The sequence below is a fragment of the Methylobacterium sp. E-065 genome (assembly GCF_022829605.1).
Classification (GTDB): Bacteria; Pseudomonadota; Alphaproteobacteria; order Rhizobiales; family Beijerinckiaceae; genus Methylobacterium.
This window is the reverse complement of record NZ_JAKSYD010000045.1, coordinates 16,207-30,739: the sequence shown is the minus strand read 5'-3', so window position 1 is coordinate 30,739 and position 14,533 is coordinate 16,207. Positions and strand designations below refer to the sequence as shown.

The 14,533-nt window shown below is 65.5% G+C and carries 14 protein-coding genes; 9 read left to right on the top strand and 5 right to left on the bottom strand.

What is annotated here, in order from left to right; genetic code table 11:
* The coding region (locus MKK84_RS03590; protein ID WP_243916660.1) for a transposase at positions 1–222 on the top strand (222 nt) is incomplete at its 5' end.
* Positions 223–673: 451 nt separating this feature from the next.
* Here MKK84_RS03590 and MKK84_RS03585 read toward each other — a convergent pair.
* Positions 674–1,888 (bottom strand): NADP-dependent isocitrate dehydrogenase, encoded by a 1,215-nt coding sequence (locus MKK84_RS03585; protein ID WP_243916659.1) that lies wholly within the window; start codon positions 1,886–1,888, stop codon positions 674–676.
* Positions 1,889–2,082: 194 nt separating this feature from the next.
* On the opposite strand from MKK84_RS03585, the gene MKK84_RS03580 reads away from it, so the two are divergent.
* Entirely contained in the window at positions 2,083–2,856 is a 774-nt protein-coding gene (locus MKK84_RS03580) for an RNA methyltransferase (protein ID WP_243916658.1), read from the top strand.
* Here MKK84_RS03580 and MKK84_RS03575 read toward each other — a convergent pair whose 3' ends face one another.
* Positions 2,857–3,042 (bottom strand): hypothetical protein, encoded by a 186-nt coding sequence (locus MKK84_RS03575; RefSeq protein ID WP_243916657.1) that lies wholly within the window; start codon positions 3,040–3,042, stop codon positions 2,857–2,859.
* A 103-nt stretch (positions 3,043–3,145) separates the two neighbouring features.
* On the opposite strand from MKK84_RS03575, the gene ccmA reads away from it, so the two are divergent.
* Both ccmA and ccmB read left to right on the top strand, forming a co-directional pair.
* Positions 3,146–3,784, top strand: a complete 639-nt coding sequence (ccmA, locus tag MKK84_RS03570) for a heme ABC exporter ATP-binding protein CcmA (RefSeq protein ID WP_243916656.1) — start codon at positions 3,146–3,148, stop codon at positions 3,782–3,784.
* Positions 3,781–4,449 carry a heme exporter protein CcmB gene (gene ccmB / locus MKK84_RS03565; RefSeq protein WP_243916655.1) on the top strand — a complete coding sequence of 223 codons (669 nt, stop codon included), beginning with the start codon at positions 3,781–3,783 and terminating at the stop codon, positions 4,447–4,449. Before ccmA ends, ccmB begins: the two co-directional genes overlap by 4 nt.
* Before the next feature lie 475 nt (positions 4,450–4,924).
* Here ccmB and MKK84_RS03560 read toward each other — a convergent pair whose 3' ends face one another.
* Together MKK84_RS03560 and MKK84_RS03555 are read right to left on the bottom strand one after the other, a co-directional pair.
* On the bottom strand, positions 4,925–5,692 hold the full coding sequence (locus tag MKK84_RS03560; protein ID WP_243916654.1) for a hypothetical protein: 768 nt from the start codon (positions 5,690–5,692) through the stop codon (positions 4,925–4,927).
* A 128-nt stretch (positions 5,693–5,820) separates the two neighbouring features.
* Positions 5,821–6,777: a hypothetical protein gene (locus MKK84_RS03555; RefSeq protein WP_243916653.1), complete on the bottom strand. Its 957-nt coding sequence runs from the start codon at positions 6,775–6,777 to the stop codon at positions 5,821–5,823.
* 269 nt (positions 6,778–7,046) lie between these two features.
* Here MKK84_RS03555 and rpsT point away from each other — a divergent pair, with 269 nt between their 5' ends.
* The 4 genes from rpsT (at position 7,047) to MKK84_RS03535 (ending at position 11,407) form a co-directional block, all read left to right on the top strand.
* Complete coding sequence (rpsT, locus tag MKK84_RS03550; protein ID WP_243916652.1) at positions 7,047–7,313, top strand: 30S ribosomal protein S20; 267 nt, start codon at positions 7,047–7,049, stop codon at positions 7,311–7,313.
* 487 nt (positions 7,314–7,800) lie between these two features.
* Positions 7,801–9,294, top strand: coding sequence for a chromosomal replication initiator protein DnaA (gene dnaA, locus MKK84_RS03545; protein ID WP_243916662.1), 1,494 nt, complete (start codon positions 7,801–7,803; stop codon positions 9,292–9,294).
* A 269-nt stretch (positions 9,295–9,563) separates the two neighbouring features.
* Positions 9,564–10,772: an acetyl-CoA C-acetyltransferase gene (locus MKK84_RS03540; RefSeq protein ID WP_243916651.1), complete on the top strand. Its 1,209-nt coding sequence runs from the start codon at positions 9,564–9,566 to the stop codon at positions 10,770–10,772.
* Positions 10,773–10,891: 119 nt separating this feature from the next.
* Positions 10,892–11,407, top strand: a complete 516-nt coding sequence (locus MKK84_RS03535; protein WP_243916650.1) for a hypothetical protein — start codon at positions 10,892–10,894, stop codon at positions 11,405–11,407.
* Positions 11,408–11,437: 30 nt separating this feature from the next.
* Here MKK84_RS03535 and MKK84_RS03530 read toward each other — a convergent pair whose 3' ends face one another.
* The gene (locus MKK84_RS03530) at positions 11,438–12,217 is read right to left on the bottom strand and encodes an EAL domain-containing protein (protein WP_243916649.1); all 780 of its coding nucleotides are present in this window, start codon (positions 12,215–12,217) and stop codon (positions 11,438–11,440) included.
* A gap of 113 nt (positions 12,218–12,330) precedes the next feature.
* On the opposite strand from MKK84_RS03530, the gene MKK84_RS03525 reads away from it, so the two are divergent.
* Positions 12,331–14,532 (top strand): 3-hydroxyacyl-CoA dehydrogenase NAD-binding domain-containing protein, encoded by a 2,202-nt coding sequence (locus MKK84_RS03525; RefSeq protein ID WP_243916648.1) that lies wholly within the window; start codon positions 12,331–12,333, stop codon positions 14,530–14,532.
* Position 14,533 lies beyond the last annotated feature (1 nt).

The window sequence follows — 14,533 nt, the reverse complement described above, 5'->3', positions numbered from 1 at the left end:
GTGCCGGCCAACATCACCCTGCTCACGCTGCCGCCCTGCGCGCCTGAACTCAACCCGGTGGAGAACGTCTGGCAATTCATGCGCGACAACTGGCTCGGCGACCGGATCTTCGCCTTCTACGACGACATCGTCGACCGGTGCTGCGACGCCTGGAATCGCCTCATCGACCAGCCCTGGAAGATCATGTCCCTTGGCCTGCGCCCGTGGGCCTACCGGTTATGATCAACGCCGATTGGTATTAGATCGCTCTTGGATCTATCATTGGCGCCTTGCGAGAGACTGCACCATCCGCCACTCCATGCTGATAGCAATTTCGATTGCATTTGATGCAACCGTATTTGCACCTTCTAGCTGTAAAGACCTTTCTGCGTATTGGCTGGGACGCCACCGCGGTCAGCGTTTTGTAGACAGTCTCGTTGGGGCCAAAGGCGACTTCGGCGCGGGCCGGGACTGGCCGCCAGAACGCCGGCGATGGCATTCGACATCGACCGATGGCCGGATTGCGCGTGGTCCGAAGCGGCCTATCGAAAAACACATCCCGACTCAGCGGGCGGCTGCTTTGCAGTCCGCCGGATCACGCTGAGAAGACTTTTTATGATCAAAAGTGGAAGCGTGAAACGAAACGGCGGGCACCCCCAGGGCACCCGCCGCAACGTCATCCGAGGCTGGGGCCTCATACACCCATGGCGGTCTTCAGGTTCTGATCGACCTTGTCGAGGAACCCGGTGGTCGAAAGCCACTTCTGCTCGGGCCCGACGAGCAGCGCCAGATCCTTGGTCATGAAGCCGGCCTCGACGGTGTCGACGCAGACCTTCTCAAGCGTCGCGGAGAACTTCGCCAGATCGTCATTGCCGTCGAGCTTGGCGCGGTGCGACAGGCCGCGGGTCCAGGCGAAGATCGAGGCAATCGAGTTGGTCGAGGTCTCGCGGCCCTTCTGGTGCTCGCGGTAGTGGCGGGTGACGGTGCCGTGGGCGGCCTCGGCCTCCACGGTCTGGCCGTCCGGCGTCATCAGCACCGAGGTCATCAGGCCGAGCGAACCGAAGCCCTGCGCGGCCGTGTCGGACTGCACGTCGCCGTCGTAGTTCTTGCAGGCCCAGACGTAGCCGCCCGACCACTTCAGGCAGGAGGCGACCATGTCGTCGATCAGGCGGTGCTCGTAGGTGATGCCGAGCGGCTTGAACTTCGCCTCGAACTCCTCCTCGTAGACCTTCTGGAACAGGTCCTTGAACCGGCCGTCATAGGCCTTGAGGATCGTGTTCTTGGTCGAGAGGTAAACCGGGTACTTGCGTGCCAGCCCGTAGTTCAGCGAGGCCCGGGCGAAGTCGATGATCGACTGGTCGAGGTTGTACATCGACATCGCGACGCCGGCGTCGGGGAACTTGAACACCTCCTTCTCGATGACCGTGCCGTCATCGCCCTCGAACTTGATGGTAAGCCGGCCCTTGCCGGGCACCTTGAAGTCCGTCGCGCGGTACTGGTCGCCGTAGGCATGGCGGCCGATCACGAAGGGCTGGGTCCAGCCCGGGACAAGGCGCGGCACGTTCTTGCAGATGATCGGCTCACGGAAGATCACGCCGCCCAGGATGTTGCGGATCGTACCGTTGGGCGAACGCCACATCTCCTTGAGGCCGAATTCCTTCACCCGCTGCTCGTCCGGCGTGATGGTGGCGCACTTCACGCCGACGCCGTGGCGCTTGATCGCCTCGGCGGCATCGATCGTCACCTTGTCGCCGGTGGCGTCGCGGTGCTCGACGCCCAGATCGTAATATTCGAGATCGACGTCGAGATAGGGGTGGATCAGCTTGTCCTTGATCTCGGACCAGATGATCCGGGTCATCTCGTCGCCGTCGAGCTCGACGACGGGGTTCGCTACCTTGATCTTCGCCATGGAAAGATGCCTTCCGCGTTGTGCCCGCCCACGGCATGCAAAGGCCGTGCGGTCGTGCGCCCGGGCGGCCCGGGCTGGAATTCGCTCTGCGACATAGCGCGGCCCTTCCGGCGACGGAAGGCGCGCACTGTCATCCGGGCTGCTTCGTCACCCGGCCCTCGACGGGTGAGGGCCGGCCATGCCAGATCGCCTGCATGACGAGCCGAGACGAGCAGGGCGACGCCCCCAGGAAGGTGACCGAACTCCCGCCGGGGCTTGCCCCTGCGGTGATCCTGGTCGAGCCGCAACTCGCCGAGAATATCGGTATGACCGCCCGCGCCATGGCGAATTTCGGCCTGTCGGAGCTGCGCCTGGTCAATCCGAAGAACGGCTGGCCCAAGAAGGGCGTGCGTGAGGCGGCCTCGGGCGCGACGCATGTCCTCGACGGCGCGACGCTCTTCGGCAGCGTCGCCGAGGCGATTGCCGATTGCCAGTATGTGCTGGCCACCACGGCGCGCGAGCGCGGGCAGATGAAGCGCGTCTTCGCGCCCGAGGAGGCGATGGGCGAGCTCGTCGGCCGGGACGGGCAGCGCACTGCAGTGATGTTCGGCCGCGAGCGGGTCGGGCTCACCAACGACGAGGTGTCGCTGGCCGACGCCATCATCACGTTTCCGGTGTCGCCCGACTTTCCCTCGCTGAACCTTGCACAGGCGGTGCTGCTCGTCGGCTACGCGTGGCGACAGGCAAGCGGCCGGGCGGAACTGCCGTTCTCGGGCGAACTGCTCACCCCGCCGGCGACCCGCGAGGCATTGCTAGCCCTGTTCGGAAGCCTGGAGGCCGCCCTCGACACGGCGAGGTTCTATCCGCCGGAGAAGCGCGACATCATCGCCCGCAACATGCGCGACATGCTCCACCGCATGAGCATGACCGAGCAGGATGTGCGCACCTTTCGCGGCGCGTTGCGGGCGCTGACCCGTAAGGGCGTCTGACTATTCGGTGACCGGCTTCATCTCCGGCGGTTTGCCGCCACCGAAGCAGCGCCCGACCGCCTCCCAGAAGGCCGCCTGCTCCTCCCGCGTACAGGCGGCCATGCGCGCCTCGACCTTGGCGCGGCCAGCCACCGCATCGGGTGTCGTGGCGATGTCCGCCTCGCTCGGGTTTCTCGCCTCGGTCATAGGCAATCCTCCGTTTCGGAACGAAAGCTCAGCTGGGCGGTGCGGTTCCGTTACGCGGCGCAATCGGGCATGGAGGGGGGTACGGGACGGGGTGGGGTATCGGGTGCGGCTCAGCGTGGACAATCTGGCCTGCCGCCGCTCCGGCCGCCGCATCTTTGCCAACCTGTCCTTCGGCCTCGGGCCCGGCGATGCGCTCGCGGTGACCGGGCGGAACGGGGCCGGGAAGTCGAGCCTGCTGGCCATCCTGACCGGCCGGCTGCGGCCGGACGCCGGGCAGATCGCGATCGCCGATGTCGGCGAGGCGAGCTTGCCGGAATGCCTGCATGCGGTCGGCCATCGCGATGGGCTGAAGAGTTCGCTGACCGCCGGGGAGAACCTGCTGTTCGCCCAGCGTATCCTGGGAGCACCCCGCCTCTCGCCCGGCGATGCCCTGGAGCGGCTCGGCCTCGGCCATGCCCATGATCTGCCGGTCGCCTATCTGTCGGCGGGCCAGAGGCGAAGGGTGGCGCTCGCGCGGCTCCTCGTCTGCGCCCGGCCGCTCTGGCTGCTCGATGAACCGACGGCGGCCCTCGATACGGCCTCGCAGGCGGTGCTCGCCGCGCTGATGGCGGCACACCGTGCCGAAGGCGGCCTCGTGATCGCGGCGACGCACCAAGCGCTTGGGCTTTCCGACGCCACCGAACTGCGCATCGAGACCGCCGCCGCGGCCCCTGTGACCGACGTGACGGAGGACTGGGCATGACCCGCGCGGTTCTCGCCCTCATCGCCCGCGATCTGCGCCTGTCCGGCCGCGTCGGTGGGTCCGGCGCCCTGTCGCTGGTGTTCTTCCTGATGATCGTTGCGCTGGTCCCGTTCGCCCTCGGGCCCGATCTGAACCTGCTGTCGCGGATCGGCCCGGCGATCCTGTGGCTCGCCGCCGTGCTGGCGACGCTGATCGGCCTCGACCGCCTGTTCCAGGCCGACGAGGAGGACGGCTCCCTCGACCTGATGACCGCCGCGCCGGTGCCACTGGAACTGGTGGTGCTCGGCAAGGTGACGGCGCATTGGCTGACCACCGGCCTGCCGCTCGCGCTGGCTGCCCCGCTCTTCGGCCTGCTGGTCGCCCTCGACGGCACCGCCATGAGCTCTACGGCCCTGACGCTTCTCGCCGGGACGCCGGCGCTCAGCTTCATCGGTGCGGTGGGCGCGGCGCTCACGGCCTCGATCCGGCGGGGCGGGCTGATCCTGGCGGTGCTGGTGCTGCCGCTGATGATCCCGACGCTGATCTTCGGCGTCTCGGCCGCTCAGGCGGCGAGCGGGGGGACGGTGCCGTTCCTCGTGCCGCTGGCCGTGCTGGCCGCGCTGACGCTGATCGCCGCCGTGGTCGGAACGCTTGCGGCGGCGGCGGCTTTGCGCTGGCCGGAGTGAGGTTTGACGCTCGAGCGCTGCCTCCTGCCGATGGTGTGCCGATGACCGCGATGGCGCATCGTCCTATCTAATCCATTGGGTTCTCGGCCAGTATTCTTATAAGATAATTGTAATCTCCATCGATATCTTCCGTCCCTCGGAAGGTTGATACCTCAATGTGGTTGTCGTCAAAGCACTCGATCTCCAGGCGCAACCCATAGAGCGTTGCGTCGACCCTGATCGTATCTGGCCGATCCCGCGCGAGTCGGAAAAAATCTTGGCATCCTCCAAAGTTTTTAGCACTTTGAAGATTTTGTGCTGTTCCATACGCCTATCCTCTTCACAAATTAATGCAGGCCCTGGCGACATTGGAGATTTTTGCAAACATAAATCTTTCTGCCACTATCCGAAAGTTAATTTATATCGTATTTATCTAATTTTCGAATTATTACTACTGTCAGAGAACCTGAAGGGATTCTAGTTCCTCGCACGCTGATCATTGTTGATCCGGTCCGCCGGCCATCCCTGTCGGCGTGGCAGCCTTCTGAAATGGAAACGCCGTGGGCTGCCAGTGGCGGCCGAGTTTAAAACGGTCTGCTTCAGAGCGTTCGTTCTCCCAGAGAAGCCTCGCCAAAGTAATGTAATCGCCGGCCTGCAGGGCCTCCCCCAGCGCAACCCAGCTCCGAAGGTAATCAGATATCGATTCATCATCGATCGCTTTTTTCTTCTCGTATTGTTCCTTGAAGCTTGGGGTAATCAGGCCGCAATGTTTTCTGGCAATCGCAAATTCGCCGAGCGCGGCGTTTGTAAGGCACATCCAGATATGGTCTTTGTGGAAGCTATAACCTCGCATTTCTTGGGATAAAATAAAGTTTACAATTTTCTCGATTGAGTCCAAGGATCTAAGAAGCGGAAGGATTTCGGTCTCAACCTGAGCGACGAAATCCTCAGTGATCGTCGGGTCGTCCCAATCCCAAACTCCATCTTGGCCAGCGGGTTTGAATTGGCGCGACCGTCCGATCATACCGATCGATCGGCCATAACCTCCGAATCCGAATTTGTCTCCACGAATATACAGTTCCGTCAGTCTCCATTCGAGCGTGAAGTAGCCTCGGCTAGCGCGGTTGTGAATTCGGATCTGCCTGGCAATATGACCGACACTCTGAATGCAGAGAAATTTGCCGCCTGTCAGAGTGACATCCTGATTTCTGTCGATTAATGGCATCGACAGTTCCTTGATTTGCTGTGCCGGTTTGCCAATCATTTGGGCCATTTCCTAGGTCTTACCTGTATCATAATGAAGCGCATTGCTTCCGGAAATTCGCGCTTTGCCGCCTTGACGGAGTCAACGGCCTGCTTAGGGGTCCAGCCCTGGCGACCAGTTTTTGGGTCTTAGATAAACACGGTGTCGATGCGAGGCCTCTCAAATACGTCGGCTCTCTTGCTGCCAAAAAGAATGTAACTTCCATCTTCCTTTTGTTCAGCTAATATACGTTCTGCAACAAAGTTTGGATCTCTCTTCTCGTTGATGATGCGCGCGATCTCAATGTGAATCATCGTACCCAGCTGCGTAGCATTGGCATACCCACCCTGTGCTGTCACACGCGCAGTCACCTCGTCCACGATAGCTTGCGCTTCCCCGTTTCTGGGACAGGCGTTATCCAGCTGAGCTTGGCTGAGCCGGCCGATCCACATCGGCATGCTCATCTGCGGATCGTCCCCAAACTTATATGCTTGCGCTGTAAGCCCCAAAACAGTGCCGAACCCGTCCTCACGAGTGGAGAGGTACGTCAGGAGCTGCAACCCAAGCTCGAAGGTTGCGATGACGGGGGCGGCGATCAGCGGTAGGGCGGGGGCAAAGGCCTGTTGAACGATCGGCTCAGCGACGAGACCGGTCGGCGTAAAGGTGGTCCGCGATAGAACCTCGCCCGTTTTGCCGTCGCGAACCGTCTGCGTTTCGCCGGACGTCTCGAAGATCCGGCTCTCGCCATCCGGCGCCGTGACGGTGTGTTGTTCGTCGAAGGGCTGTCGCCCCGCGTGTATTCGGACCGACAGGACGCGCGTCCCGTCCTCCAGCGTGGTGCTTTCCGTGAGCGGCGGCGGATCCTGAGGCGACGGGCCGCCCGGCCGGTCCTCGTGGAGCGACGCCCATTGGCCGCCGCTCGGGCCCTGCACCCACTCGCCGCCATTCGGCTGTCCCGCTGGTGCGCGCGGCTGCGTCTCCCAGCCTTTGGCGGAGAGTTGCCGCTGGAGGCGGATCAGCTTGGTCTCCAGTGCAAGGCCGGCAAGAATGTTGCGCAGGACGATCGACTCGCCGTGCGCCGGAGATTCTTCACGCATGATGGCCATGCCCCGCCAGACCGCTCCGCGGCGGCCGGAAGGAACAAAACACGAACTTAGGAAATTTGTCAAAATTTAAGACGAATGCGGCAATCGAGGAGCGTCCAACTGTTCCGCGTTGACGCAGGGCGACCCGCTCACTATAGAGACCGCTTCGCCGAGGGGCCGCGCTTTCGCGCGCGCTGCGTCTCGGCTATCGCCAGACAACCTGACGCGACGACCGATTTCCGGCAAAGCCGGCCCGTCGGCATCGCCCGACGAAGAGAACGAGGACTTAGATGGCCAACACCGCCTCGGCCAAGAAAATGACCCGCAAGATCGCCAAGCGTACGGCGATCAACCGCTCGCGCCGCTCGCGTATGCGCACCTTCGTCCGCAAGGTCGAGGAGGCGATCGCCACCGGCAACCAGCAGGACGCGCTCACCGCCCTCCGTGAGGCCGAGCCCGAGATGATGCGCGCTGCCCAGCACGGCATCGTCCATAAGAACAATGCCTCGCGGAAGGTCTCGCGCCTGGCCGCCCGGGTGAAGGCGCTGGCCGCCTGAACCACCCGCATTCTTCAGACGGTTTGAAGCCCGGCTCCACGAGCCGGGCTTTTTTCATGCCTGTATCGCCGCCGGCCGTCTGAAACCGATGCCAGTGATGCGGGAAGCATTAACCCTGTTCAAGACTCGGTGACATTGCAGAGTCTCGGCGCCGCGTGTAGCTTAACAAAGACTGACACCGATCAAGCAAAACGGCGCCGATTCGGGATTTTGGCGAATCATTCCGATTCGCCAAGACTCTAGCCGGGTCGTTCCGCGGCGGGCGGAAGACTTTGAAATGGGAATCTGCGCCATCCCCACAAGTCCCACTGTTAAAGGAACCGTAGGTAATTGTTGATAGGCTCTCTCAATCGGCAAAAGTTCCTCGCAATGGGCTTGACTCCGTTCGAGGGACTCTGTCCCGCCCGTCCTTGCGGGACTCGAAGAGCGTAAATCGTGCGTAGGCGCGGCCCGCGGGAGACCGGGGGCAGCGTCGGGAGAGCCAATGATGCGTGTCGACGGAACAGTGGCGAGCGACGACGAGGGTGGCCGCAACGGCGGCGGTACGATGGATTACGGGTCCGCCTGGGCGCGCGTGAAGCGCCGGCTGCGCGCCGAGCTCGGCGAGGACGTCTTCGCGAGCTGGTTCGCCCGTCTCGAACTCGAGGCGGTCGCTGGCGGGACGGCCCGCCTCACGGTGCCGACCCGCTTTCTCAAGAGCTGGATCGAGTCGCACTACCTCGACCGCGTGCTCGGCACCTTCAAGGCCGAGGTCGAGGAGATCGCGCGGATCGAGGTCGGGGTGCGCGGCACCGGCGCGCCGGTGCGGACGGTCACCACGGGGGCGCCCAAGGCGAATCCCGCCAGCGGCCCGCTCGCCCGGCTGCATGCGGCCGGCGCTTCGGTTCCGGTCGCCGCCGTAGCGCCGGAGCCCCGCCAGGCCGCGGAGGCCGGTGGCGACCTCAGCGGCACGCCGCTCGACGCGCGGCTGACCTTCGCGAGCTTCGTGATCGGTCGCTCCAACGCCCTGGCGCATGCCGCCGCCGAACGGGTGGCCAATCATCAGGGGGAGGGGGCGCTCTACAACCCGCTCTACCTCCATGCCGGCGTGGGCCTCGGCAAGACGCACCTGCTGCACGGGATCGGCCATGCCGCCCGGGAAGCCGGGCGCCGGGTGATCTACCTGACCGCCGACCGGTTCATGTACGGCTTCGTCAACGCCCTGAAGACGCAGTCGGCGCTCGTCTACAAGGAGCGGCTGCGCGGGATCGACCTGCTGATCCTCGACGATGTCCAGTTCATCCAGGGTAAGTCGATCCAGGCCGAGTTCGGCCACACGATCAACGCCCTGATCGATGCCGGCCGGCAGGTCGTGGTGGCTTCGGACCGGCCGCCGACCGAGCTGGAGGCGCTCGACGAGCGGGTCCGCTCGCGCCTCGGCGGCGGCCTCGTGGTCGAGATCACCGCCCTCGACGAGGCCCTGCGGGTTTCGATCCTGTCGGCGCGTCTCGCCGCCGTGCGGGCCGCGCATCCGGGCTTCGATGTCTCGCCGCAGGTGGCGTCCTACGTGGCCCGGGCGATCACCGCCAACGGCCGCGACCTTGAGGGCGCGGTGAATCGCCTCCTGGCACACGCCACGCTGACCGGCACCGCGGTGACGATGGACACCGCCGAGAACGCGATCCGCGATCTCGTGAAGAACCGCGAGCCGAAGCGGATCAAGATCGAGGACATCCAGAAGCTGGTGGCCTCGCGCTACAACGTCTCGCGCTCGGACATCCTGTCGGAGCGCCGCACCGCCGCCGTGGTCAAGCCGCGCCAGATCGCCATGTACCTCTCGAAGGTGCTGACCCTGCGCTCGCTGCCGGAGATCGGCCGGCGCTTCGGCGGACGCGATCACACCACGGTGCTGCACGCCGTCCGCAAGATCGAGAAGCTGATCGGCGAAGACACGGTGCTCGGCGATGAAGTCGAGCTGCTGAAGCGGATGCTGCAGGACTAGCTGCTCTTCGATCCCCGGCCGGGTCTGTACTGGCCGGGGAGCGCGACACAGGCAGCCGTAGGCTCCGGGTACACCGCCCACTATCGCCAGATCGGCGCGCTGCCTCGAAAAGAACTAGAAATCCCCCGCCCTGTCACGCGTCCCCCGCCGGCTCCTCGCGATTGGGGCTGGCCGAGGGCGCGCGCGCCGTGGCACACTGGTGTGAACCGAGACGGCCCTGTAAGGCCGCGTCGCCGCGAGGCGAGGACCGACACCCCCGGGGAGTGCTGATGACGGACGCCTTCATCTACGACCATGTGCGCACGCCCCGCGGGCGTGGCAAGGCGGATGGCTCCCTGCACGAAGTCACCGCGTTGCGCCTCGCCGAGACGACCCTGCGTGCCCTCAAGGATCGCACCGGGCTCGATACCGGCCTCGTGGACGACGTGATTCTGGGCTGCGTCGATCCGGTGGGCGAGGCGGGCGGCGACATCGCCCGGGCGGCAGCCCTCGTGGCCGATTACGGCGCCCATGTGCCGGGCGTGCAGATCAACCGGTTCTGCGCCTCCGGCCTCGACGCCGTGAACTTCGCGGCCGCGCAGGTCATGAGCGGCCAGCACGAGATGGCGGTGGGCGGCGGTGTCGAATCGATGAGCCGCATCGGCATCGGCGCGTCGGGCGGTGCCTGGCCGGTGGATCCGGCCATCGCCATCAAATCCTACTTCATGCCCCAGGGTGTCTCGGCCGACCTGATCGCCACCAAGTACGGCTTCACCCGGGACGATTGCGACGCCTACGCGGTTCGCTCCCAGGAGCGGGCGGCGAAGTCCTGGGGGGAGGGGCTGTTCAACGGCTCCGTGGTCCCGGTGCGCGACGTGAACGGCATCACCCTGCTGGACCGCGACGAGCACATGCGCCCCGGCACCGACATGCAGTCGCTCGCCGCGCTGAAGGCCTCCTTCGTGCAGATGGGCCAGATGGGCGGCTTCGACGCCGTGGCGACCGACGCACATCCCGACGTCGAGGTGGTGGATCACGTCCACCACGCCGGCAATTCCTCCGGCATCGTGGATGGCGCGGCGGCCGTGCTGGTGGGCTCCAAGGCGGCTGGCGAGGCCGCGGGCCTGCGTCCGCGCGCACGCATCCGGGCGTTTGCCAATATCGGATCCGACCCGGCCCTGATGCTCACCGGCCCGGTCGACGTCACCCGGAAGGTCCTGGCCCGGGCCGGGATGAGCGTGTCGGACATCGACCTGTTCGAGGTGAACGAGGCCTTCGCGGCGGTGGTCCTGCGCTTCTGCCAGGCCTTCGATCTCGATCCGGAGGCCGTGAACGTCAACGGCGGCGCGATCGCGCTGGGTCATCCGCTCGGCGCGACCGGCGCGATGATCCTCGGCACGGCCCTCGACGAGCTGGAGCGCACCGGCAAGGAGCGGGCGCTGATCACGCTGTGCATCGGCGCCGGCATGGGCACGGCAACGATCATCGAGCGGGTTTGACGGGTCCATGTCCGGACGCGGTGTTGCGCCGCTCCCCAAAGATCGGGAACGCTGCTAGAGGCGCGGGCGACGTCCAGCCCGCATCCGGGCTCGACGATAAGACTATGGGAGACAAGCCCTTGAACCGCCTGATCGCGACGCTGTGCCTTGGCGTCACTCTAAGCCTGCCGCTCGCTGCCCACGCCGACGAGGCGGCGGACCGAGTCGCCACGGCCACGACCCTGGTGAACAAGACCCTGATCAAGAACCTGCAGACCGGCTTCAACGTCGCGCTGGAAAAGACCGTCGCGCCGATGCCGGAGGCGCGGGCCGAGTCCGTGCGCAAGGAACTCAACGACGAGTTCGAGAAGCAGCGCAAGATCATGGTCGAGGGACTGTCGAAGGAATACGCGGAGAAGTTCAGCCTCGCCGAGCTGAAGCATCTCGACGAGATCTATTCCGATCCGACCTACCTCAAGTTCCAGACCATGAACGCCGATCCGAATTCCGCCGCGACGGCGATCTCGCAGAACTCGGTCACCAAGCTGTTGAACATGCTGGCGGTGGCCTCGGCTACCGACAACGCGCCGAAGGCCGGCGCGCCGCCAATGCCGCCGATGCCGCCCGCTGCGGCGCCCGTCCCGGCTCCGAAGTAAGCGATGGTTGCCGCGCGCCCTCGGCTGGCCCTAGGCCGCGCGCGCGGCACTCATGGGCGCGAAGCCGGCGACCGGGGGCAAGGCCTCCAGCATCGGCTTGGCGAAGTGGTAGCCCTGCATGAGGTCGATCCCGAGGGCGCGCAGGGCCTCGCGTTCCGCCGCGGTCTCGATGCCTTCGGCGAGAACCGTCACGTCGAGCGCCCGGGCGATCCCGACGACGCCGGACACGATGGCGTGACGTCCGGCATCGGTGTCGAGGCCGCGCAGCACATCCATGTCGATCTTGATCAGGTCGGGCCTGAAATTCGCCAGCAGGCTCAAGCCCGCGAAGCCGGCGCCGAAATCGTCGAGCGCGGTCAGGAAGCCCTGCTTGCGATAGGCGGCAACGATGCGCTGCACATGCGCGATGTCGCGGAATCGCTCCTGCTCGGTGAACTCGAACATGAGGCGCTGATGCGCGAAGTCGACGCGCCGTGCCGCCTCCAGGGATGCGCGGATACAGGCGATCGGCTCGTAGACGGCGTTCGGCATGAAGTTGATCGAGAGCCGCGTGTCGCTGTCCCGCGGGAACAGCCGGCCGGCGAGTTCGATCGCCCGGACGCGGGCGGCCTGGTCGAACTGGTAACGGTTCTCGTCGGTCACGCGGCTCAGGATTGTCGGCGCCGGCTCACCGTTCGGGCCCCGCACCAGGGCCTCGTAGGCCCAGACCGATCCCGTGCTGATGTCGACGATCGGCTGGAAGGCCATCGTGAAATCGAAATCGAGGGTGGTGCCGGCGCGGCAGGCGCGGCATCCGGTTTCCTTCGTCATGACTGGTTTCCGTCGGTGCCCCCCAACCGTCGGACCGTGCCAGCTCGGACTCTATACAACCTTAACGTGACCGCTTCGGTATCTTTCCGACATTGTCCTGGGAGGACGGCACCATGACGCTGACCGATTTCCGGTTCGAGACCGATGCCGACGGCATCGCCCTGGCGACCTGGGACATGCCCGGCCGGTCGATGAACGTCATCACCGAGGGCGTGATGGATCAGCTCGAGCAGATCATCGCGCAGGTCGTCTCCGATGCCGCCATCAAGGGCTGCGTCATCGCCACCGGCAAGGACAACTTCTCTGGCGGCGCCGATCTCACCATGCTGCAGGGCCTCGGTCTCGCCTATGAGAAGCTCAAGGCCGAGCAGGGCGAGGAGGTGGCGATGCGCCATTTCTTCGAGGCGTCCCGGCGCTTGTCGCTGCTGTTCCGGCGGCTCGAGACCTGCGGCAAGCCCTTCGCGGCGGCGATCCAGGGCCTGTGCCTCGGCGGCGCCTTCGAGCTGGCCCTGTCGTGCCACTACCGGGTCGCGTCGGACGACGCGAAGACGCGGGTCGGCCTGCCGGAGATCAAGGTCGGCCTGTTTCCGGGTGGCGGCGGCACGCAGCGGGTCGCCCGGTTGATGCAGACCGGCGACGCCCTCCAGATGCTGTTCAAGGGTGAGCAGATCCGTGCGCCGATGGCCAAAGGCATGGGGCTGGTCCACGCGCTGGCGCCACAGGCCGAGATCGTCGAGCGTGCCAAGACCTGGATCCGCGAAGGCGGCTCGGCGGTGGCGCCTTGGGACGTGCCGAAGTTCAAGGCGCCCTCCGGCAAGGTCTACTCGCCCGCCGGCATGATGATCTGGCCGCCGGCCAACGCGATCTATCGGCGCGAGACGCACGACAACTACCCTGCCGCAAAAGCGATCCTGGCCTCTGTGTACGAAGGCCTGCAGCTGCCGATGGACCTCGCCCTGCGGGTCGAGAGCCGGTACTTCGCGCATATCCTGCGCAGCAAGGAGGCGGCGGCGATGATCCGCACGCTGTTCATCTCCATGGGCGAGCTGAACAAGGGGGCACGCCGTCCGAAGGACGTGCCGGCCAGTACCCTGCAGAAGGTCGGCGTGATCGGCGCCGGCTTCATGGGCGCGGGCGTCGCCTACGTGACGGCGCAGGCCGGGATCGCGGTGGTACTGGTCGACCAGTCGGTCGAGGCTGCCGAGAAGGGCAAGGCCTACGCCCACACGCTGATCACCGGCCAGATCAACAAGGGCCGCGCCAAGACCGCTGATCGCGACGCGCTGCTCGGCCGCATCCAGGCCACCTCCGATTATGCCGCGCTGGCGGATTGCGACCTCGTGATCGAGGCGGTGTTCGAGGATCCGAAGGTGAAGGCTGAGGTGATCCGGAAGGTCGAGGCGGTGATCCGGCCCGACGCGATCTTCGCCTCCAACACATCGACCCTGCCGATCACCGGGCTCGCCATGAGCGCGCAGCGGCCCGACCAGTTCGTGGGCATCCACTTCTTCTCGCCGGTCGAGAAGATGATGCTGGTCGAGATCATCAAGGGCGAGGCGACCGGCGACCGGGCGCTCGCCACGGCCCTCGACTACGTGCGGTTGATCAAGAAGACCCCGATCGTCGTCAACGACGCCCGCGGCTTCTTCGCCAACCGCTGCGTCGGCGCCTACATCCTCGAAGGCCACAAGATGCTGGCCGAAGGTGTGCCGCCGGCCATGATCGAGAGCGCCGGCCGCCAGGCGGGCATGCCGGTCGGGCCGCTCTCGCTCAACGACGAGGTCGCCCTCGATCTCGTGCTCAAGATCGCCAAGGCCACCGAAGCGCAGGTCGGAGCCGGCGCCGTCGATCCGGCGCAGAAGGCGATCCTGTCCGAGCTGGTGGAGAAGCAGGGCCGCCTGGGCCGGAAGAACCGCAAGGGGTTCTACGATTATCCCGAGGGTGGGCCGAAGCGCCTCTGGCCCGGCCTGAAGGACCTGCAGCCGAACCGGATCGATCCCGAATCCGTCGACTTCAACGAGCTGAAGCAGCGGCTTCTGGTGGTCCAGGCGCTGGAGGCTGCCCGCACGGTGGGCGAGGGCGTCGTCACGGACCCGCGCGAGGCGGATGTCGGTTCGATCCTGGGCTTCGGCTTCGCGCCGTTCACCGGAGGCGCGCTGTCCTACATCGACTTCATGGGCGCGGCGACATTCGTCGATCTGGCCCGGTCGCTGGAGTCCAAGCACGGCCCGCGGTTCGCCGTGCCCGACACGCTCGCCGCGATGGCCGAGCGCGGCGGTACCTTCTACGGAGAGGCCCGGAAACGCGCCGCCTGAG